This window comes from Methylotuvimicrobium buryatense 5G (genome assembly GCF_000341735.1).
GTDB classification, from domain to species: Bacteria; Pseudomonadota; Gammaproteobacteria; order Methylococcales; family Methylomonadaceae; genus Methylotuvimicrobium; species Methylotuvimicrobium buryatense.
On sequence record NZ_KB455575.1, the window covers coordinates 2,291,952 to 2,316,096 of the forward strand.

The 24,145-nt window shown below is 49.6% G+C and carries 22 protein-coding genes; 3 read left to right on the plus strand and 19 right to left on the minus strand.

The window, feature by feature from the left end:
* Positions 1 to 232: 232 nt before the first annotated feature.
* From ribBA to gspE, 16 genes are all read right to left on the minus strand, one after another.
* Positions 233 to 1,348 (minus strand): bifunctional 3,4-dihydroxy-2-butanone-4-phosphate synthase/GTP cyclohydrolase II, encoded by a 1,116-nt coding sequence (ribBA, locus tag METBU_RS0110105; RefSeq protein ID WP_017840511.1) that lies wholly within the window; start codon positions 1,346 to 1,348, stop codon positions 233 to 235.
* Positions 1,349 to 2,005 (minus strand): riboflavin synthase, encoded by a 657-nt coding sequence (locus METBU_RS0110110; protein WP_017840512.1) that lies wholly within the window; start codon positions 2,003 to 2,005, stop codon positions 1,349 to 1,351. It abuts the gene before it with no gap.
* Between the two features lie 912 nt (positions 2,006 to 2,917).
* Entirely contained in the window at positions 2,918 to 4,009 is a 1,092-nt protein-coding gene (gene ribD / locus METBU_RS0110115; protein WP_017840513.1) for a bifunctional diaminohydroxyphosphoribosylaminopyrimidine deaminase/5-amino-6-(5-phosphoribosylamino)uracil reductase RibD, read from the minus strand.
* A 1-nt stretch (position 4,010) separates the two neighbouring features.
* Complete coding sequence (nrdR, locus tag METBU_RS0110120) at positions 4,011 to 4,463, minus strand: transcriptional regulator NrdR (protein WP_017840514.1); 453 nt, start codon at positions 4,461 to 4,463, stop codon at positions 4,011 to 4,013.
* A gap of 372 nt (positions 4,464 to 4,835) precedes the next feature.
* On the minus strand, positions 4,836 to 4,958 hold the full coding sequence (locus METBU_RS29010; protein WP_017840515.1) for a hypothetical protein: 123 nt from the start codon (positions 4,956 to 4,958) through the stop codon (positions 4,836 to 4,838).
* Positions 4,959 to 5,131: 173 nt separating this feature from the next.
* On the minus strand, positions 5,132 to 7,342 hold the full coding sequence (gene gspD / locus METBU_RS0110130; protein WP_017840516.1) for a type II secretion system secretin GspD: 2,211 nt from the start codon (positions 7,340 to 7,342) through the stop codon (positions 5,132 to 5,134).
* A gap of 38 nt (positions 7,343 to 7,380) precedes the next feature.
* Positions 7,381 to 7,974, minus strand: coding sequence for a hypothetical protein (locus METBU_RS23895; RefSeq protein WP_017840517.1), 594 nt, complete (start codon positions 7,972 to 7,974; stop codon positions 7,381 to 7,383).
* Positions 7,971 to 8,555 carry a type II secretion system protein GspM gene (gspM, locus tag METBU_RS0110140; protein WP_017840518.1) on the minus strand — a complete coding sequence of 195 codons (585 nt, stop codon included), beginning with the start codon at positions 8,553 to 8,555 and terminating at the stop codon, positions 7,971 to 7,973. Before gspM ends, METBU_RS23895 begins: the two co-directional genes overlap by 4 nt.
* The gene (locus METBU_RS23900) at positions 8,539 to 9,651 is read right to left on the minus strand and encodes a PilN domain-containing protein (RefSeq protein ID WP_017840519.1); all 1,113 of its coding nucleotides are present in this window, start codon (positions 9,649 to 9,651) and stop codon (positions 8,539 to 8,541) included. The genes gspM and METBU_RS23900 overlap by 17 nt, the downstream gene beginning before the upstream one ends.
* A gap of 316 nt (positions 9,652 to 9,967) precedes the next feature.
* Positions 9,968 to 10,924 (minus strand): type II secretion system minor pseudopilin, encoded by a 957-nt coding sequence (locus tag METBU_RS23905; protein WP_017840520.1) that lies wholly within the window; start codon positions 10,922 to 10,924, stop codon positions 9,968 to 9,970.
* Positions 10,924 to 11,679, minus strand: coding sequence for a prepilin-type N-terminal cleavage/methylation domain-containing protein (locus tag METBU_RS0110155; protein ID WP_235726401.1), 756 nt, complete (start codon positions 11,677 to 11,679; stop codon positions 10,924 to 10,926). The genes METBU_RS23905 and METBU_RS0110155 overlap by 1 nt, the downstream gene beginning before the upstream one ends.
* A gap of 162 nt (positions 11,680 to 11,841) precedes the next feature.
* Positions 11,842 to 12,258: a prepilin-type N-terminal cleavage/methylation domain-containing protein gene (locus METBU_RS0110160; RefSeq protein WP_017840522.1), complete on the minus strand. Its 417-nt coding sequence runs from the start codon at positions 12,256 to 12,258 to the stop codon at positions 11,842 to 11,844.
* A 248-nt stretch (positions 12,259 to 12,506) separates the two neighbouring features.
* The gene (locus METBU_RS0110165) at positions 12,507 to 12,962 is read right to left on the minus strand and encodes a GspH/FimT family pseudopilin (protein ID WP_026130133.1); all 456 of its coding nucleotides are present in this window, start codon (positions 12,960 to 12,962) and stop codon (positions 12,507 to 12,509) included.
* A 226-nt stretch (positions 12,963 to 13,188) separates the two neighbouring features.
* Positions 13,189 to 13,629, minus strand: a complete 441-nt coding sequence (gene gspG / locus METBU_RS0110170; protein WP_014149360.1) for a type II secretion system major pseudopilin GspG — start codon at positions 13,627 to 13,629, stop codon at positions 13,189 to 13,191.
* 8 nt (positions 13,630 to 13,637) lie between these two features.
* A complete protein-coding gene (locus METBU_RS0110175) occupies positions 13,638 to 14,855 on the minus strand; it encodes a type II secretion system F family protein (RefSeq protein ID WP_017840524.1) in 1,218 nt (405 codons plus the stop codon).
* Positions 14,855 to 16,567 carry a type II secretion system ATPase GspE gene (gspE, locus tag METBU_RS0110180; RefSeq protein WP_017840525.1) on the minus strand — a complete coding sequence of 571 codons (1,713 nt, stop codon included), beginning with the start codon at positions 16,565 to 16,567 and terminating at the stop codon, positions 14,855 to 14,857. Before gspE ends, METBU_RS0110175 begins: the two co-directional genes overlap by 1 nt.
* A 360-nt stretch (positions 16,568 to 16,927) precedes the next feature.
* On the opposite strand from gspE, the gene METBU_RS0110185 reads away from it, so the two are divergent.
* Positions 16,928 to 18,073 carry a glycosyltransferase gene (locus tag METBU_RS0110185; protein WP_040575608.1) on the plus strand — a complete coding sequence of 382 codons (1,146 nt, stop codon included), beginning with the start codon at positions 16,928 to 16,930 and terminating at the stop codon, positions 18,071 to 18,073.
* Between the two features lie 71 nt (positions 18,074 to 18,144).
* Here METBU_RS0110185 and METBU_RS0110190 read toward each other — a convergent pair whose 3' ends face one another.
* Positions 18,145 to 19,122 carry a mitochondrial fission ELM1 family protein gene (locus METBU_RS0110190; RefSeq protein ID WP_026130136.1) on the minus strand — a complete coding sequence of 326 codons (978 nt, stop codon included), beginning with the start codon at positions 19,120 to 19,122 and terminating at the stop codon, positions 18,145 to 18,147.
* 520 nt (positions 19,123 to 19,642) lie between these two features.
* Between METBU_RS0110190 and METBU_RS0110195 the strand changes: the two genes are divergently transcribed.
* Positions 19,643 to 20,710 (plus strand): glycosyltransferase family 10 domain-containing protein, encoded by a 1,068-nt coding sequence (locus METBU_RS0110195; RefSeq protein ID WP_017840528.1) that lies wholly within the window; start codon positions 19,643 to 19,645, stop codon positions 20,708 to 20,710.
* 337 nt (positions 20,711 to 21,047) lie between these two features.
* Here METBU_RS0110195 and METBU_RS0110200 read toward each other — a convergent pair whose 3' ends face one another.
* Positions 21,048 to 21,794: a hypothetical protein gene (locus METBU_RS0110200; protein ID WP_026130137.1), complete on the minus strand. Its 747-nt coding sequence runs from the start codon at positions 21,792 to 21,794 to the stop codon at positions 21,048 to 21,050.
* A gap of 154 nt (positions 21,795 to 21,948) precedes the next feature.
* Positions 21,949 to 22,557, minus strand: coding sequence for a hypothetical protein (locus METBU_RS0110205; RefSeq protein WP_017840530.1), 609 nt, complete (start codon positions 22,555 to 22,557; stop codon positions 21,949 to 21,951).
* A gap of 115 nt (positions 22,558 to 22,672) precedes the next feature.
* Between METBU_RS0110205 and METBU_RS0110210 the strand changes: the two genes are divergently transcribed.
* On the plus strand, positions 22,673 to 23,809 hold the full coding sequence (locus tag METBU_RS0110210) for a GNAT family N-acetyltransferase (RefSeq protein ID WP_026130138.1): 1,137 nt from the start codon (positions 22,673 to 22,675) through the stop codon (positions 23,807 to 23,809).
* The last annotated feature ends 336 nt before the right edge of the window (positions 23,810 to 24,145 follow it).

A 24,145-nucleotide genomic window follows, 5' to 3' on the forward strand; every position in this document is an offset into this window, starting at 1 on the left:
CCCGTCATTCCGCCATGGACCGGCGGAATCCAGTGCCATGGATGGCAGGCTTTTGAGGCACATTAGAGCCTGAAGCAAGCATTACTTATTACCGTCATGCCATCTTCGCTAATGTGACTTCAATACCATTTATTGTTACCTAACGTACTTGACTTCGAAATCGCGATATGGGGATCGCTCCCACAGAGAATTCGGAACCCTTGTGGGAGCAACGCCTTCGTCGCGACTAAATTTAAATACCGCCCTTCCCCACATAATCGACGACTTCCAAATCGAAGCCCGCCAAACCGACATATTTTTTCTGAGTGCCGATTACCTTTAAACGGTGCACACCCAAATCGGCAAGGATTCTCGATCCCGTTCCTGTCGAACGCCAATCGCCGACACTATCGGTCGACGCCGGATTCACCACGCCATTATCTTGCATTTGATACTGGTGAATATGCTCGACCAGCGACTTATTGTCCTCGTTTTGCCGGATCACGACAATCACGCCTCGGCCTTCCTCGGCGATAATCCGCATCGCATCGCGCAACGATACGCTATTTTCATTACGTTTCGACGAAAACAAATCATCCAATAAATTACGTCCATGCACCCGAACCAGAACCGGCTCGTCGCCCGCCACCTGCCCCATGACCAAGGCCAGATGCAGCTTATTGTCGTTTTGGTCCTGATAAGCATACAAACGAAAATCGCCGAACTCGGTCGGAAAATTGCACTCGCTGATCCGCTCGAGCGTATTTTCATGCTGAATACGGTAATGGATCAAATCGGCTATCGTACCGATTTTCAACTGATGTTGCTCGGCGAATTTTTCGAGATCCGGCCGCCTGGCCATACTGCCGTCGTCGTTTAAAATCTCGACGATCACCGCGGCAGGTTCCACACCGGCCAAACGCGCCAAATCGCAACCGGCTTCGGTATGTCCTGCACGATTCAATACCCCTCCGGACTGCGCCATCAAAGGGAAGATATGACCGGGCTGTACCAAATCTTCGGCGCGCGCATCGGACGCGACCGCAGCCTGAATCGTGCGCGCCCTATCGGCCGCCGAAATGCCGGTCGTAACCCCTGTAGCCGCTTCGATCGACACGGTAAAGTTAGTCGAATGCGCGGTCTTGTTTTCATTGACCATCAACGGCAAACGCAACTGCCGGCAACGTTCTCGGGTCAAGGTCAGACAAATCAAACCGCGTCCGTAGCGAGCCATGAAGTTAACATCTTCGGGACGGGTAAAAGTCGCCGCCATGACCAGATCGCCCTCGTTCTCGCGGTCTTCGTCATCCATGATAATGACCATTTTGCCTTGGCGCAGGTCCTCTATAATTTCATCGATTGTATTCATTTAGTTTAGAAAGCCACTGCTTTTCAATAATTGTTCGGTCACGCCGCCCATGCCGCGCGCCGCCGAATCGCCGGCCATCAAGCGCTCCAGATAGCGGGCCAGCAAATCGACTTCAAGATTCACTTTATCACCGGCTTCGGTATCGCCAAGCGTCGTTTCCTGTAAGGTATGCGGCACGATATTGACGCCGAACACCGCGCCGTCGACTTCGTTGACGGTCAAGCTAATGCCGTTGATGCAAATGGAGCCTTTTTCGGCGATATATTTCGCCAAATTGTCCGGCGCCTTGAAGCGAAAACGATAAGAGCGGCCGTCGGATTGCTTATCGAGTACCGTACCGATACCGTCGACATGACCGCTGACGATATGCCCGCCCATGCGCGTCGACGGGGTCAGCGCCAATTCCAGATTGACCCGAGTGCCCACCCTCGCCGTTTTCAAGGTCGTGCGTGCCAACGTTTCGTTCGATACGTCGGCATAAAAATAATCCCGGCCCAGTTCGACCGCAGTTAGGCAAACGCCGTTGACCGCGATGCTATCGCCCAATTGAGCGTCGGCCAGCGGCAACTTGCCGGTGCTTATTTTAAGCCGACAATCGCCGGCTTTAGGCTCGATCGCGGCAATGCTGCCGATTGCCAGAATAATACCTGTGAACATAGAAGGGCTGTGAATAGTGAATAGTGAATAGTGAAAAGTGAAAAGATAAACGCTTTTTAGGGCGTTGTGCAATGCTTGATGCGTATTTGTTCACTTAACTTAATTTGGTTGGCGACTTGACCTCATAGGCGCCAACTTAAGGAAAAACGCGTCATTCCGCCAGGGATTGGCGGAATCCAGGGCCAGGGACGGCACTGCTTAGCTTCACACCCATGTAACCTGAATATCGGCAATCCATGCCGATATGACGTATAAAGCCACAAATACGCCATAGAATAGACACTAAGTTGGCGCTTATGCGACTTGACCTCCCCCTTTGGAAAAGGGGGATTGAGGGGGATTTATTTAAAAAAATCTCCCCCTAGCCCCTCTCTCATCTTTATACATAACTCATGCATTACTATTTTGCTGCAATCTTAGTCAATGAGACCTCGATACCATTTTTTGTAGCGTGAGACACTCGGCCTCGAAATCGCGATCAGGGGATCGCTCCCACAGAGCATTCGCCGCCCTTTGTGGGAGCGACGCCTTCGTCGCAACTTTCTAAGCCACTGATGCGCGGCAGCAATGGTTTATGTCGAAGCCCCATATGTTCAATGTTCTGTGACTTATCAAACAGCACAGTTCCCGGATATTCCGATAACCGTTTGTCAACACCCATGACGGTACTTGTGTATAACAATGAGAACCCCACTAGGGGTCACTCCCATTAAGTTAAGCCGTTCGTGGTGAGCCTGTCGAACCATGGACGGCTTAACTTATCGACCCAGAATTTTTCCATTCACCCTTCGACAGGCTCAGGGCGAACGGAAAAATCCTTAACTTAATGGCAGTGCCCACTAGGGTCACTGAATATTTACCTAGGCACGAAACTTCCCGTATTTCGCTTCGCTGCATACGGGCTACGTGCTTTCAAGCCGGCTTCAGCGTCAGCCTGATATCCGGTCCTATTTGTCTGATATCGCATAAGCTTAAATGTTTTTTATCGGCCATTTTTTCAAGACCCGGCAAACGAAACAACCCCCGGCCTTCATCACCCAATACATTAGTCGACATGTAGATGAGCCATTCGTCGACGAGGTTTTCGGCTAACAAAGCCCCGCTCAAGGTCGGACCGGCTTCGATGAATATCTCGTTAAACTGCAATCGTCCCAACAAATCCATCACGGCGGACAAATCGACCTTGCCGTTACGCTCGGCAACGCAATACACTTCCGCGCCTACTTGTTGCAACGTATCGATTTCACTTCTGTCTTGCGAGCAAGTCACGATCACATTCCGGCCCGGCAATGTCAATAACCGCGCAGTCGGCGGCATCCTCAGCCGGGTATCGAGCACGACTCTGGCCGGCTGCAGGGTTTCGAATTCGACCCGTGCATTCAAGGCCGGATCGTCGGCCAACACCGTATTGATACCGGTCAAAATCGCCGAACTGCGGGCGCGATATCGATGTACATCGGCTCTGGATTGATCCGAAGTGATCCATTTACTCTCGCCGGAAGCCATCGCAGTGCGCCCGTCCAGACTCATCGCCAACTTACCGCGTACAAACGGCAAACCCGTTTGCATGCGTTTAATGAAGCCCGGATTCAGTTTCATCGCTTCGTTTTGCAAAACGCCGCAGCGCACATTGATACCGGCGTCATTCAATCTCCTCAAACCTCGCCCGGAAACCAGCGGGTTAGGGTCTTGCATGGCCGCAACAACACGAACTACGCCGGCTTTGATTAAGGCCTCGCAACAAGGCGGGGTGCGCCCGTGATGGCTGCAAGGCTCCAAGGTAACATAAACCGTCGCCCCTGCGGGACTTTGCGCCCGCTTGAGCGCTTCAATTTCAGCATGACCCTCGCCGGCCCGAGCATGCCAGCCTTCAGCGATAATTACGCCGTCTTTAACCAGCACGCAACCGACACGCGGATTCGGTTGCGTCGTGTACAGGCCGTTATGCGCCAATTGAATCGCCCGGGCCATGTAAAATTCGTCCGGATGCCCCAACAAAGTCATCTTATTGCCGCTTCAAATGTTCGATCATATCGGTAAATTCGCTGACATCCTCGAAACTGCGATAAACCGAAGCGAATCTGACATAGGCGACATGATCGAGCATGCTCAACTCTTTCATGACTTTTTCGCCCAATTCTTGCGCCTTTATCTCGCGTTCGCCTTTCGTGGACAACTCTTTAATGATCCGGCTAATGGCCTGCTCGATCGCATCGCTGTCCACCGGCCTCTTTTCCAAGGCGCGCAACATACCGGCGCGGAGCTTTTGTTCGTCGAAAGGCGCTCTTGCGCCGCCACGTTTAATCACGCGTGGCAGACTTAACTCGGCCTGCTCGAAAGTCGTAAAGCGCTCTTTACAAACCGTGCATTCGCGCCGCCTACGAACCTGATCGCCTTCATTCGCCAATCTGGAATCGATCACTCGGGTATCTTGCGCTGCACAAAAGGGACATCGCATAATTTAATCGCCGATTACCATTGAAAAATTTCGAGTCATTGAAAAACCGATGATTTTATAACAATTAACCCCGCTTACCGTAATTTATTTCGGGACAGGGGAAATAAGGCGTGGATATCTTCGCGATAATCTCGTTAAATCCTAAAAAGAGCAGTCGGGAATCTCAAACTACCGTTCGCCTTCGCCCCTCGGCTGCGCTCAGGAGAGCCCTGCCGAAGGATGAAGGGTAGTTTGAAGCTTCACCAAACCAGTGAAAGTGTTTTAGACCCTTCATGCTTCGAGTTGGCTCAGCACGAACGGTCTAAAACACATATCAACTGCTCTTTATTGGGTTAATGGTGCGCACCCTACCAGCAATTCCCAATTTGGAGATCAAAAAGGGTGTGGGGTATGCTTGGCGAGGATGTCGACAGCAGGGCAGATTTTTGCTCCTGCAAAATCTGCATTCACGCCATCCTTGGCGCTTGCAGATTTTTGCTCCTGCAAAATCTGCATTCACGCCATCCTTGGCGCTTGCAGATTTTTGTTCCTGCAAAATCTGCATTCACGCCATCCTTGGCGTTCGAGCTGCCGCCAAGCCCCCATGGATGGGTTTACGGCTTTCCTCGACAGGCATACCCCACACCCTAAAATCGGCGAAACTGCTCAAACTGGGAATTGCTGGCACCCTACCTGATTTCCATTTCGGTCGGTTCGATGTGGTAGATGCCGGTCAATTTGCGTTTGAATTCGTCGGCGACCAAGCGGGCATCTTGGCGGCCGGTGACGACTCGAGGGGTCAATAAAATAACCAATTCGGTTTTGGTCATATTAGAAGCTGTACTTCCGAATAACGGACCGATCAATGGTAGCTCGTGTAACCAAGGGACGCCAGCCCTGCCATAGTTATTGTTTTCTTGTATCAATCCGCCCAACACCAGTGTTTCGCCGCTTTGTACCGCGACCGAACTCATGATTTCTCGTGTCTGTATATCGGGATTTCCCGTATTTCCAGTAGTGTCCTCGAGTACATCTTCAACACTTTGCTCTATATCCATGATTACCAGACCGCCGGCATTGACGCGGGGTTTAATTTTCAATTTGACGCCGGTTTGCCGTTGTTGCAGTTGCTGGGTTGCAATAAGCGAATTGTCAGGGGCCGCCGTAGTACCACCCAGAGGAGTAGTTGTTCCCGTTCTCAGCGATACTTCTCTACCCACTTGTATCGACGCCTCTTGATTGTTCAATACCATCAACGAAGGCGAAGAAATGATATTAGTATTTCCTTTCGAAGCTTCAGCATTTAATAAGACCTTGATATCACCTGATAAAAACGCATAACTTAAGCCTCCTGACATTACACCTAAAGCCGCTTTAGCCCCTGTTTTTCCTATTGTTTGAAAAACACTTCTGGCTCCACCACCAGTAATTTCATTATCTCCACCAGCTCCATGTTCAAAAAACCATTGAATGCCGTATTGCAATCTATCCGTCAACGTCACATCCACAATCGTCGCATCGATCAACACCTGCAACGGCATCACGTCCAGTTGCTTGATCACGCCCTTGATTACGTTGTACTCCTGGGCGGTCGCGACAATCACGAGCGAGTTGTTGATCTCGTCGGGAATGATGCGCACATCCTCGACGCCCTTGACCTTGACGCCGGTACCTGCGGCCATGCCGGGCGTTTGCATCGGACGTTGTACTTGACGAATCTGGCTGCTTCGCCCTCCCAGTCCGCTACTCTGTTGCGGTCGACTGGTGACCTCCACCGATCTTCGCCCTGCCGCGACCGAAGCCTGCCCCATGCCGACTTGGGAAGCCGGGACGCCGTAAATTTCGCTCAGGGTCGCGGCCAATTGCACCGCATCGACATGCTGCACCTTATAGACATTGACGCCGCCGCCGGTCGCCGATTGCGCCCGGTCCAGCCGGATGATCCAATTTTCGATGTCGCTGAGATAACGCGATTGATGCGTGATCGCCAATATCGCGTTCATGCGCTCGATCGCGATGAAGCGGAAATACTGGCCTTTGTCATCCTTTCCTTTATTGTCGAAGATTTGCTCGAGCTCTTCTATCACGGTCGGCGGGTCGACATGCGTCAACGGAAACAACGCGAACGACCGGCCGCGCATCATATCGACATCGAAAATCCCGACGATCTCCTGTACGCGCAACAATTCGGCCGCGGTGCCGCCCACTAGAAGCAGGTTTCTGGACGGGTCGGAATGCAGCAGGGTTTTTTCTTGCAACAACGGCTTGAGTATTTCGACGATATTGTCGACGCCGACATTCCTAACCGGAATGACGCTAACTTGATAACCGGCCGGTAATACGCGTCCGCGCCGGTCGGCCATCGACAAAGCCGAGGTATAGAGCGCATCGGACGCAGGTTCGATATGGTAAACGCCGCCCTCGTCCTTGACCAATGCAGCGCTGTTCATGCTCAACAGCATTTCCAGAGTCGGCAGCACTTGTTCGCGGGTCAACGGCTGGGTAGTTTGCAGTGTCACTTTGCCGGCGACTTTAGGGCTCAATACATAATTCTTACCCAAAATATCGCCGATGATGACCTTGGCGACCTCGCCGAGATCGGCTTCGTCGAAATTCAAGCTGTAAGACCCCTGACCTACGGGCGGACCGGCGCGTCTGGTCACATCGCCGACCGGCAATCCCCGGCCGGGAAAGATTTCGGCGTGCAGCTTGTCTTTATCTTCTATTTCGGTTTCTTCCCCCAATTGTTCGAAAAACTTTTGGTGCGCCTCAAGGTCCTCGACCTTAGGCTGCGCCAAGGTCAACTTTTGCCGGGCCTGAGCACCCAATAACTCGCATCCCCCAGTCGACAGGGTTAACAATGCCAATACAGTCGCATGGATTCGGTTTACTTTATTCATTTTGTGTTGTTATTGCAGGATCAGATTCACTAAAGCCGTTATCCGGCGTTGTTTGAGGGACTATCGGGGGGTTTTTGCGGCGCTGCCGGACGTTGCTGCGGAATCGGCGCCCGTCTTCCGGGAGGCAATTCTTTCTGTTTCGGTTTTCTCAAAATCAATTCTTTTCTTTCTCCGCCACGATCCAGTATCGCTTTATCCGGCAATACCTCAACCAATCGCCAGCCGTCGATTTCGTCATTTATAGGCAGTTTTTTATGGCTTTTTTGATCGGGCAGCGGCTTGATTCTTCGTAACAAAACATGGGGCTTTTTCTGAACCGTATAGATACCGGTCAGTTCCCAATCCAAGGTCTCCGAACTTGTTTCCGACGCTCTTTCCGGATCCGGTTCGGGTGCCGGGCGCCGGCCTTCGATAAACAGCGGACGACTGACTAAATCGTTATATCGGTCTTCGCTCGGCCGATCGCTTTGAAATTGCGGAAACGCCAATGCTTCATAATCTGTCGATTGCGTATGGGCCTCGCCGGCCGGCATGTCGTTCGCCTGCCCCCAATACCACCATTCGCCGGCGATAAGGACGACTAATACCGCACAGGCTGCGCTTAGCAATTTGACTAATGCCGGATTGATCATGGTTCTTTACCCATGAAACCGGAGGCCTGAAAGCTGATGTTCATTTTATTGCTAGGCTCGATCTTTCGGGTTATCCGGTTACGCACTCCGCGCTCGGGACGAATGTCAAGATCGTCGATCATTATGAAAGGCACGGCCGATTCAAGTTGCAGAAGAACCGAGCGGAATGCTTCCATATCGGCGTTCATTCTGATTTTTATCGCTATCCGGCTATATTGGCCTTCGGTTTTACTCGGTAACACCTGAGTACTGATTAATTCCGCCCCGGCATTCGCAATCGCGGCCCTGACCGACTGTTGTAATTCAGCGGAAGCCAAGGCCTCGGATTTGTGCCGGCTAAAAAAACTTTGTGCGGCATTGGCCTGCTTGATTTTTTCGACATTGGCCGTCACCGCTTCTTTTTTGTCGGTTATTCGTTGATAGCGATCCAAACGAAACAGCAACTCGTGTTTTTCTTCGCGCAAGTCCAGGGCCGCATTGATCAAGGGCACCATCAGAAAGCCGATCACCATCAATACGACCGCAATCAACAAGCCTACGGCGACTAGGCGTTGCGGCGGGTATTTATCGAGTAGCGTCATCGCCGCTCCTAGGTTTAATATCCACGGACAGCTGAAAACGCTCTAAACCGCTCAGTCTATCCCGGGTGACCGGCGATACGAAACGGGCGTTGGCAAATAACTCCGACTCTTCCAATTTTGAGATGAGCGCCGATGCGGCCGGTGATTGGCCTTGAAACTGTAGCCTGCCTTCGTTAAAACGCAAATAATTGAGCCAGGTATCGTCTTTTATCAGTTCGCTGAGGGTGTTCAATATATCGACGATTGCCGGCGACTGCTGTTTTTTAGTGATCAGTTGTTGCGCTCGCGCAATAACGGCATCGATTTCGGCTTGAATGTTTTCAACGGCTCTCGCTTGTTTTTCGATAACCGCAATGTCATATCTAAGAGCCGCTACAGCCCGACTTTCCAGCCAAATAGGTAAGACCATTGCGACGGACAGCAGTAAGAAAAACAACGCGGCCAAGCCGCCGTGTACATAGCTGTGCCAAGGTATTTTGTTTTCCCGGCGATGTGCCGGCAAGAGATTATAATGGGATGCGTCCGATTTCGCTTGATTGCTTACCGGTTCGTAGTCGATTAGCGACGGATGCAGCGTCAATGCCGTCAACTCATCTAATAAAGCATCCAATTTGTCCCTTGGCGTCAACACCAAAATGAGGCGCACGATGCCGGCTTGCTTGTTTTTTTCGACCAGCTTGACTGAAAAATAGACTTGATCTTTGTTAAACGGAGTTAGGCGATCGATTTCATAAGCAATCACTTGTTGTAAATTTTCCGCGGCAGCAATCGGAAAGGTCAGTTCCTTGCTAATCGCATCGGAAGGCGCAAGCCGCACGATGAATTGGGTTTTCTCGTAGCGCGCATCTTTTGCCAAAATTTTCTTGATCGCCTCGACTCCCGCCGCATCCCTTGAAAATTCGCCAAGGTTTTCACGCGCTTCGCCGACTTCATAGGTTAACGAGAATGTGGAGGCATGAGGCCGTAAAATCAGTTTACTTTGTTGTTGATCAAGAATTTTCTTGATCTCTTCGGGCAATAAATGAGAAAGCTCGCTTCCCCACCACCGAAAAAAATTTTTTACATCCAGATCAATGTTCGCATCAAGATTCAGCATTGGTCATGTTTTGTTTCTAGTTGAGTTTCAGTGGGACAATATACGAGTATTCATTAAACGTAAGATTGGTGAATTGTCTCATGAAAGTCGATTTGTCCGTATTACATAAACGGCTAAGCTTATAAGGAAAAGATGACAATAATGTGTCTGTTCCGTTACATGAGCTTTAGCTCTCAGCGTATCCATCAACCGTAGGGTGCGCATCTTGGCTGACCGGGGTTTTCAACCCCGTCCTAAACGTTTCGACCGAGAGCAAAGCAAACCGAAACGCTGGGGACGGGTTAAATAACCCGTCCCGCAGAATCCTTAGTTCACATCAATAATTTTCCATTTCATAGGCGAATAAAGAATGGACTTTCGAATGTATCGGTTGCCACCGAGCCACCGAAAAAGTTTGGCCCGAATTACTCGAACGCCTAACCAAAACCTTGACACCCGCCGTAACGCCCTCGCCGACCATGGCCTCCGAAACGATAGTCAACGCGCCGCTTGCCGGTCTACCGGGCTGCGCTTGATCGTCTTCCTGCATTTCGAATTCTCCCGGCATCTCGCCTCCCTGCTCAGTCGGCGAAAAAGCTCTGACCCTAGGGACGGCATTCTCGGCATCGGATTTGCCTGTTATCGGTTTGGCGGCAAAGTTGTCCTCGCTTTCCAGCATATATCGCAATTCCGCCGAGGCTTTGTCGAGATCGACACTCGCTTGACCGGATTCAATGGTAATAAACGGCTCTAGCCAGTCGTAGAGCACGGCATCTACGCCTAGAACCATTTGCAATTCCTCGAGCGACTGGAATGCTTGGTTACGAGGGGCATATCTCAAGCCGGCCGCTTGATATTCTTTTTTCTCGGCACCGTCTTCGCGCGTGTCGTCATCCTGATCGCGCCAATCGATAATGGCGTTGGCGACCCGCGCTTGCATATCGACATCTATCGGTGCGTGCCTCAAAAGTTTGAGCAATAAATCCAATTCCGCCCGATTAATGTCGACCTTGCCGTTTTCCGCAAGAATGCGGACTCTAATCACGGCCTCATCGAAACTAAATTCATAAATTTGACCGTCGGCATCCCAGCGATTTAACGGATCTTCTTCCAGCATCATCAATTCCGCCACCGCAATACCGGCCTCAGCAAAAGCTTGGGCCTCGGCCCTCGTCTTCATGCCAAACATTATAGACGATTCCCGACGCATACTCAGCGCAAAACTTCCGGCCATAACCGTTAACAACGTCAGTACCCAAAGCACCAAAACCAATGCCAAACCCTTTTGCCGCATTAATCGAACCCCTGGTCAATGCCTCCCGAGAATTCGGGATCGGCGGTATCCGCTGCGGCTCTAATAGCGATAAACATATCCGGCCAATACAATTCGTTATCGCGAACAATCCTGATTCTGACCAGACGCGGTAAAGCTTCTCTTTCGACCCATTCATCCTGCCACCCGATCGTTCCGGACACAGGATCCATCCCAAAATAACTGACCTGGAAAGAGTTCACATGCTTAAGAATTACTACACCTTCATCCTGCGCAGCTTGTCCTTCCGCTTCCGGAAAGAAGGGTTGAACCGAAACAGTCAACCACTTACCGCCGCCCATTTGCCGTAAATACACGCTAAACATCTGCAAGCCGGGACGAGCCGCACTGGCCGGAAGCGGCGATACGAACTGAAGGGCATCGGGCCTGCCGACAAACGAGAAGGCTCGTTCTTGATCGGGGTTAAAGTCTTGCCACAACGGTTGCGTGACGCCCAAGTGCCTGCGAAAAAATTGATAGACCAACGCGGCTTCGCCGCTCTGAGCCACTTTACCCTCGCCCGCCTCCCAACTTTGCGCACTGATTCTTAGCGTGCCGAATAGCAAGACCATCATGACGCTCAATAAGGTCATGGCCAGCATAATTTCTATTAGCGTAAAACCGGTTTGCTTAGGAACGAGCATGAAATAACTTAGACAACTGTTGGAAGGGGGTTTGGTGGCTCGATTGACAGGTGTCGGCGGCAGGGCAGATTTTTGCTCCTGCAAAATCTGCATTAATGCCATCCATGGCAATCAGATTCCGTCGTCAAGCCTACATGGACGTATTCACGGCGTCCTGTCAAGCGAGTCACCAAACCACCACAAAGCCTACTACTTGTATAAGTTATTTTGTGCATATTCCTTATTCGATGTGTAATGAGTTTTAGACATGGGCGGCTATCGACTGCTTGCGGCTTCCACCCGTCCTAAACGTAGCGTTTTTAATTGAAAAACGCGTGGTTCGGCGGCTTCTTCGGACCAACTAACCCTAACATCGATGCGATACAATAGCGGCAATTCGTTTTGATTACCTGAAGGTTGCAGTTGAAAATCGGCCGGTCGGATAACAACTAGCCATTCATAACGATCGAATTCCGTACCTGAAAATTGGCTGGCTTGCAGCGGCGTTTCCACGCCCGCCCGCGCCATTAAAGACTCCGCGATTTGCACGGCCGACGAATAATCGTCGGCAACGATTGCAGTATTGATACCGCCCGAAAAAATCCGGAGCAAAACCCCCAAGGCCAAAGCCATTATCGCAAAGGCCACTAGAATTTCCATCAATGAGAAACCTTGCTGCTTAGAAACGAGCATGAAATAACTTTATCAAATGTCGGAAGGATATTCGGAGACTCGATTGGTAGATATCGGCGGCGGGAAAGTCGCCGCCAAGCCCCCGTGGACGGATTTACGGCATTCCTCGACTGGCATACCCCACACCCTAAGATCGGCGAAACTGCTCAAACTGGGAATTGCTGGGATGTATTTACGGCGTCCTGTCAAGCGAGTCACCGAATCTCCACAAAGCTTACTATTTCGGAAAGTTATTTTGTACATATTCCTTAGGCATCGGTCAGGTCGATCAATCCGGTTAACCAATTGATTTCGATGCGCCATACCCATTGATCCAATTCCATCGTCAGCCGTCCGCCGGTTGAAGAACCGTCGCCGAAAAAACGGACACTGGCCCGGCCGTCCCGGCTGTACTCGCTTTCCGCCGTCACAAGCCTGACTTGGATATTTTGCGGAATCTGGTAAACCTTATCGCGCGTACTAATATAATAGGTGTTGTCGCCGAAATCGATCGTCACGGTCGTCTCTTCGCCGAGCATCAAGGCCTGCCCTCTGGCATAACGCAGGGCCGAAATCATATCTCGCGCCGCCGTTTTAATCGTCGTTGCATCGTTACCGGATGAAATAGATATACCGACCGCGCCGAAGGCCAGCACCATGATAAACAGCACTACGGCCAACTCGATCATCGTGAACCCGCGATTGGCTCGAGATATTGCTACCATTCTAAACAATGCCGACGAACCCGAATAAACAATTCAATGGATAACGGCAATTCCCAATTTGAGTGTAAAAAAGGGTGCGGAGTATGTTTGGCGAGGATGTCGGGTCGGCAGGGGAGAACAGCCGTCAAGCCCCCACGGATGGGTTCACGGCGTTCCTTGACAGGCATGCTCCACTCCCTCAGCTCCGAGAATATGTTCAAACTGGAAATTGCTGCAATGAATAAAGTCATTCCCAACTGACAATATCTTGATCCTCGCCGTCTCCCCCTTCTTTTTGATCGGCACCGAGCGTATACAAATCGAATCGGCCATGCTCGCCCGGCGATTTATAAAAATAGGGTTGTTGCCAAGGATCCAAAGGAATCCGGTTTTTCCGTAAATACGGACCGTTCCAACGGTCCACGTCGTTAGGTTTTTCGATCAGCGCCTGCAAGCCGTGTTCGGTGGTCGGATAACGCCCGACATCGAGTTTGTACATATCGAGCGCGGCTGAAAGATCGGCGATTTGAACGATGGCGGTCTTGGTTTTCGACGCCCCCATATGCTTCATAACCTGCGGACCGACAACACCGGCCAACATCGCGATAATGCCCAATACCACGAGTAATTCGAGCAAGGTAAAACCGCTGTTTTTAATTCTTAATCGTTTTATTCCCAATCGTTTCATGTTTTTTCCTAAAAGGCCAAATCGTTTACACTCAAGATTGCCAACAAGATTGAAATAATGATACCGGCAATCATGAGTCCTAAAGTTATGATCAATACCGGCTCCAATAGAGCTAGCATACGCTGTATCGATACTTTGAGCTGCTTGTCGTAAATCGTCGCGACACGCAACAGCATCTCTTCCAAACGACCGGTTTCTTCTCCCATCCGGATCATTTGCATCGCCATTTTAGGTAATACCCCCTTGTCGAGTAAAGCATCGGACATATGACGGCCTTGTTTGAGCTGCTCTTCGGCGTCTCTGACCGCGTCTACCAGTGTTAAGTTCGACACGGTCTCGCGGACGATCGTTAATGCGCTGATGATCGATACGCCGTTTCCTAACAGCGTGCCGAGCGTACGGGTAATGTTAGCGGTTTCCATCGCGAGTAAAATGTTGCCGACCAACGGCATTTTTAGAAACCTGGCATCCCACCCTTTACGAGACGCAGGCTCCGCCAGTTGATGATTCATATAAATATAGGCCGATACTATTATTGCCAACAATATCCACCAGTAGCTTTGTAGCCAATTGGCCAAACCCACGACAATCTGAGTCGGCACCGGTAATGCCTGGCCGGCGCTTTCGAACATTTCAGTAAATTGGGGCACCACAAACGTCAGCATTACAAACAACGATGCAAACGACATGATCATTAAAATAACCGGGTATATCAGCGCGGTGCTAACCGTGTCTCTAAGCTCCCGCGAGCGCTCGAGATAGTCCGCCAAACGCACCAAAACGCCGCCTAAATTACCGCCCGCCTCTCCGGCTCGGATCATATTCAGATAAAATTTGGAAAACACCCCGGCTTGACTCTGCAAGGCATCGGCAAGAGATGTCCCGCTTTTGACTTTTTCCAGTACGCGCGCGAGCAATTTGCTCAATTTCTCATTTTCCTCGGTCAGATCGATCAACACCGAAAGCGATTTATCGAGAGGTAGCCCCGAATCCAGTAAGGTGGCCAACTCGCCGGTCAACATCAATACCTCTTTTTGTGTCAGACGAAGCTGTTTAGCCCCCAATCGTAACCCGAGAAATGATCTACCTTTCGATAAAGAAACGTGAAGCGGTATAAAACCTTCTGTTTGCAATTCGGCGATCAAAGCCGCTTCGTCGGCGACTTCACGCAAACCGTCTTCAACTTCGCCGCTAGTATTTACGGCTTTATACGCATAGAGTGCCATCAGGATTCCGTCGTCACGCGTAAAATTTCTTCCAAAGTGGTCAAACCTTGCAAAGCTTTGACCAATCCGTCTTCATACATCGTAAGCATTCCTTCGCTAATTGCCAACCGTTGAATTTCCCCAGCTTCCGCATGCGTCATGATCAAGCGCCGAATGGGGTCGGTCATCACCAAAAATTCGATGATCGACATCCGTCCTTTATATCCTAGACCATTGCAGGCCTGACAGCCGGTTGCTTTATAGAGAACCAAATCGCCCTCCGGTTGAAAATGTCTCAACCTCAATTCTTCGGCCAAGGCCGAATCGACCGGATTAGCGGTTTTACAATGAGGACAAAGTTTTCTAACCAAGCGCTGCGCTAAAATTCCGTTGACCGTCGAACTCAGCAGATACTCTTCCAAGCCCATATCCAATAATCGCGTCACACCGCCCGCCGCATCGTTGGTATGCAGAGTGGACAAAACCAAATGGCCGGTTAACGCCGATTGCACGGCTATTCGAGCGGTTTCGATATCGCGCATTTCACCGATCATGATCACATCGGGATCTTGTCTGACGATGGACCGTAGCGCCGCGGCAAAATTCAATCCTATCTGCGGCTTGGCTTGAATTTGATTGATGCCTTCCAATTGATATTCGACCGGATCCTCGACAGTAATGATTTTACGCTCGGCCGTATTCAGTTGTTTAAGCGCCGTATATAAGGTTGTCGATTTACCGCTACCGGTAGGTCCGGTAATCAGAATAATGCCGTGTGGCTGACTCAATACTTCGACAAATTTTTCGTATTGCCTACCCGCAAACCCTAGGACCTTAAAATCTAATACCGTCGCCTCTTTATCCAAAAGGCGTATGACGACACTCTCACCATATAATGTTGGAATCGTCGACACCCGCAAATCCAATTCCTTGCCCAACATTTGCAGCTTGATTCGGCCGTCTTGCGGCAATCGGCGCTCGGCGATATTCAATTTGGCCATGATTTTTATGCGCGAAAGCACGGCTGCAGTCGATGTTACCGGCGGTGCATCGATATTTTGCAGCACGCCGTCGACGCGTAAGCGGACTTTCAAGCGCTGTTCGAACGGCTCGATATGAATATCTGAAGCCCGGCTCTCAATCGCGCGCTGCATGATCAGGTTTACCATTTTGATGACCGGCGCTTCGCTCGCCATGTCTTTAAGGTGCTCCAGATCCTCTTCGCCGATCTCGTCGGTCTCGAGGTTGGCAAACAGCTTATCCATTTGCGATTTGCCTTCGCCGTATTGCAGCTCGAGCGCGGTATCGATTTCCGACATTAGCCCGACTTTCGCAATAATCGGCTTACCGGTCGCTAGTTGCAACGCATCCAAAACAAAACGATTTTCCGGATCCATTACCGCAACATGAATCGACTGATCGGTATCGCGTAAACCTATTACATGAAATTGCTTTAAGAATCGAAGAGAGACATGATTGGGCAGAGGCGTTTCAAGCGGGTAATCCTCGACCCCGACTTTTTCAACGTCATGCGTTGCAACAAAAGCTTCCGCGATATCACTCTCGGAACAAATACCGAGTTTAATCAATAAATGCGGCAAGGTTTCGGCCACCGTCGACTGCATGACTCGGTCGACCTTTTTTAGCTCGGCATCGGTCAATTTATCTTGGTGCTGTAAATAACTAAGAAAGGGATGGTATTCAGGCGCGTACTTGGCAATTGAGTAATCCATTGAACAGTCCTGGTTATGAAGATTTCGGCAGATTATAAACTATGGGTGTCAGTAAAATTGACTTGAATTTTGCGCCTATGCCCACCTAATGTTAGACAGTGTCGCACTTTTAGTTGAGCGCTTACGGTACTCACAGTAAACTTTCATTCTATACCTTTCGCACTTCAAATTTCGGCAGTGCCTGAGGAGGCGCCAGGGTGTGCGGCAAAGGCTTTGCCAGCATGGAGCTGGCATAGAGCCTACAGGGATGTATTCACGGCGTCCTTTGACGGACACCCTGGTGCCGAATTTTGATCTGCGATGGGTATACATGGAGGAGTTCAGACTCAGCCTCGCTTAAAAATTTCACATAAAATTACGATGTCTAATCATAAAATCACGGTAATTCAAGTTTTGCCAGCCTTAAACAGCGGCGGGGTTGAAAAAGGCACGCTCGAAATCGGCCGTTACTTGGTCAAACAGGGGCATGAATCAATTGTCGTTTCGGCGGCCGGGCGCTTGGTGCAATCATTAATCGACCAAGGCAGCCGGCATATCGAAGCGGACATAGGCGCCAAAAAACTGTCGACGTTTAAATATATTCCGTGGTTCAAACAACTGATGCGGGATATTCGCCCGGACATCGTTCACGTCCGCTCGAGGCTACCCGCTTGGATGGTTTATTTGGCCTGGAAAAGCCTACCGGAAAATGGAAGGCCTAGGCTGATTTCGACTTTTCATGGTCAGCATTCGGTCAATCGTTACAGCGCGATCATGACCAAAAGCGAACGCATCATCACCGTCTCCGAGATGATGCGCGATTATATTCTGCGTTCTTACCCCGATGTCGATCCCGAAAAAATTTCGGTGATCTACCGAGGCGTCGATACGACGCTGTATAACCCGGATTTTTTTCCCGACCAAAACTGGCAGGATCACTGGATAGCTACTTATCCGCAAACGCGAAATAAGCCGCTGCTGACTTTCGCAGGGCGCTTGTCTCGCCGCAAAGGCATTGAGGACTTCATCCAAATTATCGCCGAATTGAAACAGTCAGGCCTGCCCGTGCATGGGCTGATCGTCGGCGAAACCTCGCCTAAGAAAAAAGAATACAGACAAGAGCTCGAACAGCTGATCCTTGAGAAACAATTGAACAATGACATCACCTTAACCGGCCACCGGAGCGACTTACAAAACATCATCGCAATCTCGAAAACCGTTTTTTCCCTGTCGAAAGAACCGGAGTCTTTCGGCCGCACCGTTACCGAGTCTTTAAGCCTGGGCGTTCCGGTCGTTGGCTACAGTCACGGCGGCGTCAAGGAACAACTAGAGCGATTGTTTCCGGAAGGTAAGATCGAAGTCGGAAATGTGAACGAGGCCGCCGAGGTCACTCGAAAAATATTGACCGGAAGCTCCGTTCAGATCAGGCGTAATGATATTTTCACGTTGGAAAACATGTGCTCGGAAACGTTAAAGACCTATCGAGAATTGATGGCTGACAAAAGGCGTGCTGTTCTCGACCACTAAAATCCGAACATGTGATCCATGCAAAACGCGGCATCACCATTGATCGTGCCATAATAAATGTAAAAATTGTTTCAAATTTTTGAGTAGGTTTTCAAGCTCATTCGCCGGCCGATTTCCCGCGCCGCATTGCCGACATCGTCGAGCGGCGGATAAGTCCAGTTTTCCAGCTTCCCAATAAACGGCCGTGTATAGCCTTCCGATTGCATGCCTCGATGAAATCGATTGAATTTATCCGAGCCGCCTTCAAGTTCTATGACATAAACCGGTTTTCCGGTCGTGCACGCTTCAGAAACCATATTGACCGAATCGGCGGTCACCAAAATCGCATCCGCTAAGCTTAGAAAACCCAAATACGGATTCTCACCGGAACCGTCCCAAATAAGCGAAGGCGTGTCGCTCAGCTCTTCACGCAACACGGCTTCGACTTCGGCGCCGGTGCGCCGGGAAGTCGTCAATAAAATGCCCGCTCCGGTTTCTTTTGACAAAGCAGCAAGCCTCGCGCCGAGTTGCCTACCAATTTGGGCCGTCATTCGATAACATTTATTGGAACCGCCCACCATTACGGCAACTAAAGGACGCGGTAGGTCGGAAAATTGCGGCGCAAAATGCTCGGCAGCAAGTTTGAGACGAGTCGGTGTAATGGCATGGAGTCCTCCGATGCTGTTCACGATATTGGGACCCGACAAGCCGTCATGTCTCGGCGTAACAATGACATCAAACTTATCGTAGGCATAGTAAGGATCTTGTATGCGAATATTAAAGGTTTTGCCGCCACTGGCTTTTTTTATCGCCAGAGCCACAGCTACCGTGCGTCGCCCGGTCCCGATCACGACATCGGGCCAGGGCGGATTGAAGTTCGAGCTACCCGGCCCCAAAAAACGCAATGGCGCGAGACAAAAACGCGACGGCAAATGCCGCCAAGGCCAGGTCAAACAAATCCGCTTTTGTTCGATTTCCAAACCTAATGCTTGGGCTAAGCCGAGCGATTGGTTGTCCATTCCGGGTATTCCCAATGTCAATACCCAACAAGTTTTAATCTGTGTGTTCAAATTCGTTCTTCCTAATCGGTTTAAATAAGCCGCACTAAGGATTTGGCCGTAAATAACTTCCTTATTTTAAGGAGGGTTCGGTTGCTCGATTGGCAGGTGTCGGCGGCAGGGCAGATTTTTGCTCCTCGGCAATTGCTGAGTTACATGGATGTAATGAATGCAGAAAATGCAGGAGCATTTTTCTGCCCTGCATTGCCCTAATACACGCCATCCATGGCGTAATGCAAAATCTGCATTCATGCCATCCATGGCAATCAGTCGCCGCCGTCAAGCCTACACGGACGTATTCACGGCGTCCTGCCAAGCGAGTGACCGAACCCTCAACAAGGCTCATAGTTCCAGGACGTTATTTATCACGAAATCCTAAGATCAATCTTCTTTGTCAAACAAAAGGTTCGAATTCCGTGGCGAGTCAGTATAATTAGCCTTATTAAGCAATTCCATCAATTTATTAAGTTATTGATCGCATGAATTTTGCCAACATTTGCCTTAATAAAACTCACCGTTCAATCCAAGCCTAATGATAGAAGAAGCATTCAAACCGTCATCCCCTATCGTCGTCAAGTTTCTCGCCAAAACGGAATCGCGCATTTTCATGCGACAGTTCCCAGGAAATACGAATACTTGGGGAGCGTGTACCTTTAGTTTCGATCCTGACTTGGAAGATTATGATTGGCTGGTCGTCTATGACGACTTACCTAAAGTCGGCGGCGAACGTTTTTCGATACGCGAAGAAAAGCTCCGTTGCCCTAAACAAAACACGCTATTGATAACCACCGAACCTTCGACGATCAAAGTATATGGGAGCTCATATACGGCTCAATTCGGCCATGTATTGACCAGTCAGGAAAATTTTGCGCTTGCACACCATAACAGAATTTTTTCTCAACCGGCCTTAATTTGGTTTTACGGCATCGGCAAGCAAACCGAAATTTCTTATGACCGCCTCGCGGCCATGCAACCGAACAAAAGCCTCTCCATTTCGACGGTCTGCTCCAGTAAACAGCAAAAACATACCCTGCATAACCAACGTTATCGGTTTACTCAGTCGCTAAAAAAACGTCTGCCCGAGCTGGAAATATTCGGCCACGGCGTTCGCGACATGGATGATAAGGCTATCGCACTCGATGCTTATCGTTATCACATCGCCATCGAAAACTTTGTCGGCGATCATCATTGGACCGAAAAATTAGCCGATGCCTTTTTGGGCTTTACGCTGCCTTTTTACTTCGGTTGCACCAATGTCGAGGATTATTTTCCTAAAGAAAGTTTCATTTATATCGATATTTTCGATGTAGATAAATCTTACCGCATCATTAAGGACGCTATCGAAAACCACGAATACGAAAAGCGTTTACCTTTCATTCTTGAAGCCCGGCGCCGGGTTTTGGAGGACTATAATTTATTTTCGGTTCTCAGCCGGCACATCGAACGGCATCATGAACCGATAAAGTCATTAGCGCATGACAGCATGATCCGCTCCCGCAAAGCGATCAATAAACAATCTTTGCTCAGCTCTATTGGCTATTTGCATGAAAAATATCGCGTCAACCGCAACCGGAAACGGCAATTAAAGATTTCTTCTTAGAAATATGCTTGTCGCTTCGAGAAGCTAGAGCTCTCGCCGTTATATACCCAATCGTAGATCAAAATTCGGACCGGGGCGTCCGTCAAAGGACGCCGTGAATACGTCCATGTAGGCTCTATGCCAGCTCCATGCTGGCAAAGCCTTTGTCGGAAACCCGGCACCACCTCGGGCACTGCCGAAATTTGAAGTGCGAAAGGTATAGATCAATTCATAATGACTTATGTTAACTACCATGGCACTGGATTCCGCCAGTCCATAACGGATGACGGGCTTCCCTTAACTTAATGGCAGCACAAGCAAGCGATGACTTGAGGAACAGCACAACAATAGCATAAACCTAGGCCTTCCAAAATTGACTGATCCATGGACAAGGTCGTATCCAGCGCTTACTTTTTTTACCGCGAGGCCAAACTCCTTGTAGGGCCTCTAAAGGCTTCGGATGACCGTGAAACACTAAAATCCGGCAAGCAGGCGGTAATTTTGCCGGAATGAAAGGTTGTAATAACCGGTTAGGCAAGGCATGTACTTTAAAACTGCGACACCATTCTTCAGGCCACCATTCAACAGTTTCGGTTTTAGCGACCGATTGAGTCAAAAAAACTTGTTCATTAGAAACGGTTTTGTAAATTTCTTCATAACGGGATTCGAAATCGTCAAAAATATATTGATACCGATCGATGTTATATCGATAAACCGATGAGTTACCGATACCCTTACCCAATTGCGTCCAATTCTCGATAATGCAAAAAGCGCCCGGTTTATAGTCAAAAAACACATCGATCGAATCGGTAATCAATAGATCGATATCCAAAAATAAAATATCGCCGGATAAATGATAAGGCGCTCCTTTTAATTGCGACGACAACGACGATAACTTACGCCAACCGGACCAAATCACCGCATTGCCCAGTTCAATGTTAGGCAACGGCAATGCTTCTATCCCGTCGATCATGCCGCTCGAGTCGTCAGTTAAACAAACGAACCGAAAATCTCCGGTAATATTGTCTTGAACGCCGCGATAAAGCTGGTTAACGAAATCGGCGCCGTATTGCGTACCCCATTTCATACAAAGTATTGTTTTCATTTTTCTATCCTAAGCGTGGACCGGTTTGACTAAACGTCTCATGAATTAAACCCGGAAATTATACCTTGTTATCGCCACCGATCCGACCTTTGTGCAACCGTTATGGACTCGCCGTAGGCTAGCCAAAGGTCACCGAGAACGGCCCGACAGGTCGCTATCGCCGAGCCCGGTCATTCGCCCCGGTGTTTAGTGTCAACTCCCGCTGCCGAATTTCGGTATAGTCGCGCGATCTTTGACTTTCTTCCGAACGCTCATCTCGGCTATTGAAGTCTCTTTCGGCTTTTCTGTTTTTGCCTCGCTCACCGGAAACTTGCTCTGACCTGAAGGCTTGACGCGAACGTCGGGCTTCCGGTCGATCGTAAGATACCCGTCTCGTTGATTCGGCGTTTGGTTTATCATTAATTGGTTTTCCGGTTCTTGAACCATTTCCCGATTTATAATCCGGACGGGCGCCACGGGATTCGACAGTGCGCACACGAACATCCTGTTGAGGCCTTGCCTGCGGTTTTTGATACATATTAGGCGTCGACCTGTCATTTGACACATAGGTTCTCGAAATGTTGACCGGTCGATAATCGATCGTCTTGACGACTGTCCTTCTTGGTTGTACATAAACCGGATAGGGACGCTCGACAACATAACTCACAGATCGTCCTGTTTCGACAACCACCGGCCCGTCATACTGTCGATAAGAGCCTTGCCGGGCGCAAGCCGAAACGCTCAACAAAACCGACAAAATAAACAATCTTTTGATAAAGTTCATATCGCATCCTTCCCTATCGTCTAAATGATGAGTCAATCATGCATCGGAATGGCTGAATGACAAATGAACTCCACTTTTCGACATACTTCATGCTATTTTTTGCCTCATGACTCCGATGAAAGCGATTCAGATCGACGGTCTTAGTCAAATCGACCGAGATCAATGGAATAGTTTGGTTGGCTCAAACTACCCTTTTTTGCGCCATGAATTTTTATCGGCTTTGGAACGCTGCCGTTCGGCTAGCCCTGAAACCGGCTGGCAGCCCCGGCATTTGTTGATTTACGAACAAAACGAGCCGGTCGCATTAATGCCTTTGTACCTTAAATTTCATTCGCGAGGAGAGTACGTCTTCGACTATCAGTGGGCCGAAGCCTATCATAACCACCACTTGGATTATTACCCGAAGTTGCTAACCGCTATCCCATTCACACCCTGTCAAGGACCGCGTATCGCGATCAAAACCGGCGCGGACCAACGGCGCATCACCTCATTCATTGCTTCTTACATAAAAGAAACGCTTGCCGATACCGGCGCTTCTTCCTGGCATTGTCTGTTTCCCGATTTAACCTCGGCCGAACAACTTGTGTTCGAGGGCTTGAGTCTTAGAACCGGCATTCAATTCCAATGGTTTAATAGAGAATACAGGGATTTTAACGACTATCTCGATAGCTTTTCGGCCGGCAAGCGCAAACAAGTCAAACGCGAACGCCGGCGTATTGCGGAACAATCCGTTCAATTTCGACAAATTTCCGGAAAAGATATATCGGAGCAAGATTGGGAGGCTTTTTATCGCTTCTATCAAATGACTTATTTCAAGCGCGGCATGCAGCCTTATCTCAATCTCGGCTTTTTTCTGGAAATCGCCGAAACGATGCCGCAAAATTTACTATTGATCGTTGCCGTCAAAGACGGCGACTATATAGGCGCAGCACTCAGTTTTATCGGAAACGATACGCTTTACGGACGCTATTGGGGATGTAACGAGGAATATCATAGTTTGCATTTTGAAGCTTGCTACTACCAAGGACTGGACTATTGTCTGGCTAATAATCTAAAGCGCTTCGATTCCGGCGCGCAAGGCGAGCATAAAATTGCCCGCGGTTTCGAACCGGTTTACACCTATTCGGCACACTGGATTAAAGACCGGCGCTTTGCCGCTGCCATCGATGATTTTCTTGATTGGGAAACCGCTGAAATTCAAAAATACCGCTTGCTGGCCGAAAAGCATCTGCCGTTTAAGCTGCAAACCTAAGGGACGGGCATGAAATAACTTAGGTTTTGACTTCCCTCACCCCAACCGTCCATAAGCGCCAACTTAGTGCCTGCTCTATGGTGCATTTGCGGCATTATTCGTCATCTCGGCATGGATTGCCGATATCCAGGTTTCATGGATGTGAAGCTACGCTTTGCCGTCCCTGGCACTGGATTCCGCCAATCCCTGGCGGAATGACGCGTTATTTTCTTAAGTTGGCGCCTATGGGGAGAGGGGGCTATTGATCAAGTTATTCAATGCTTGTTCATAAAACGATACCCCTCCGGATGAGCATGAAAATCCATGAAGATCGGTCATTTGATTTTAAGACTCTTT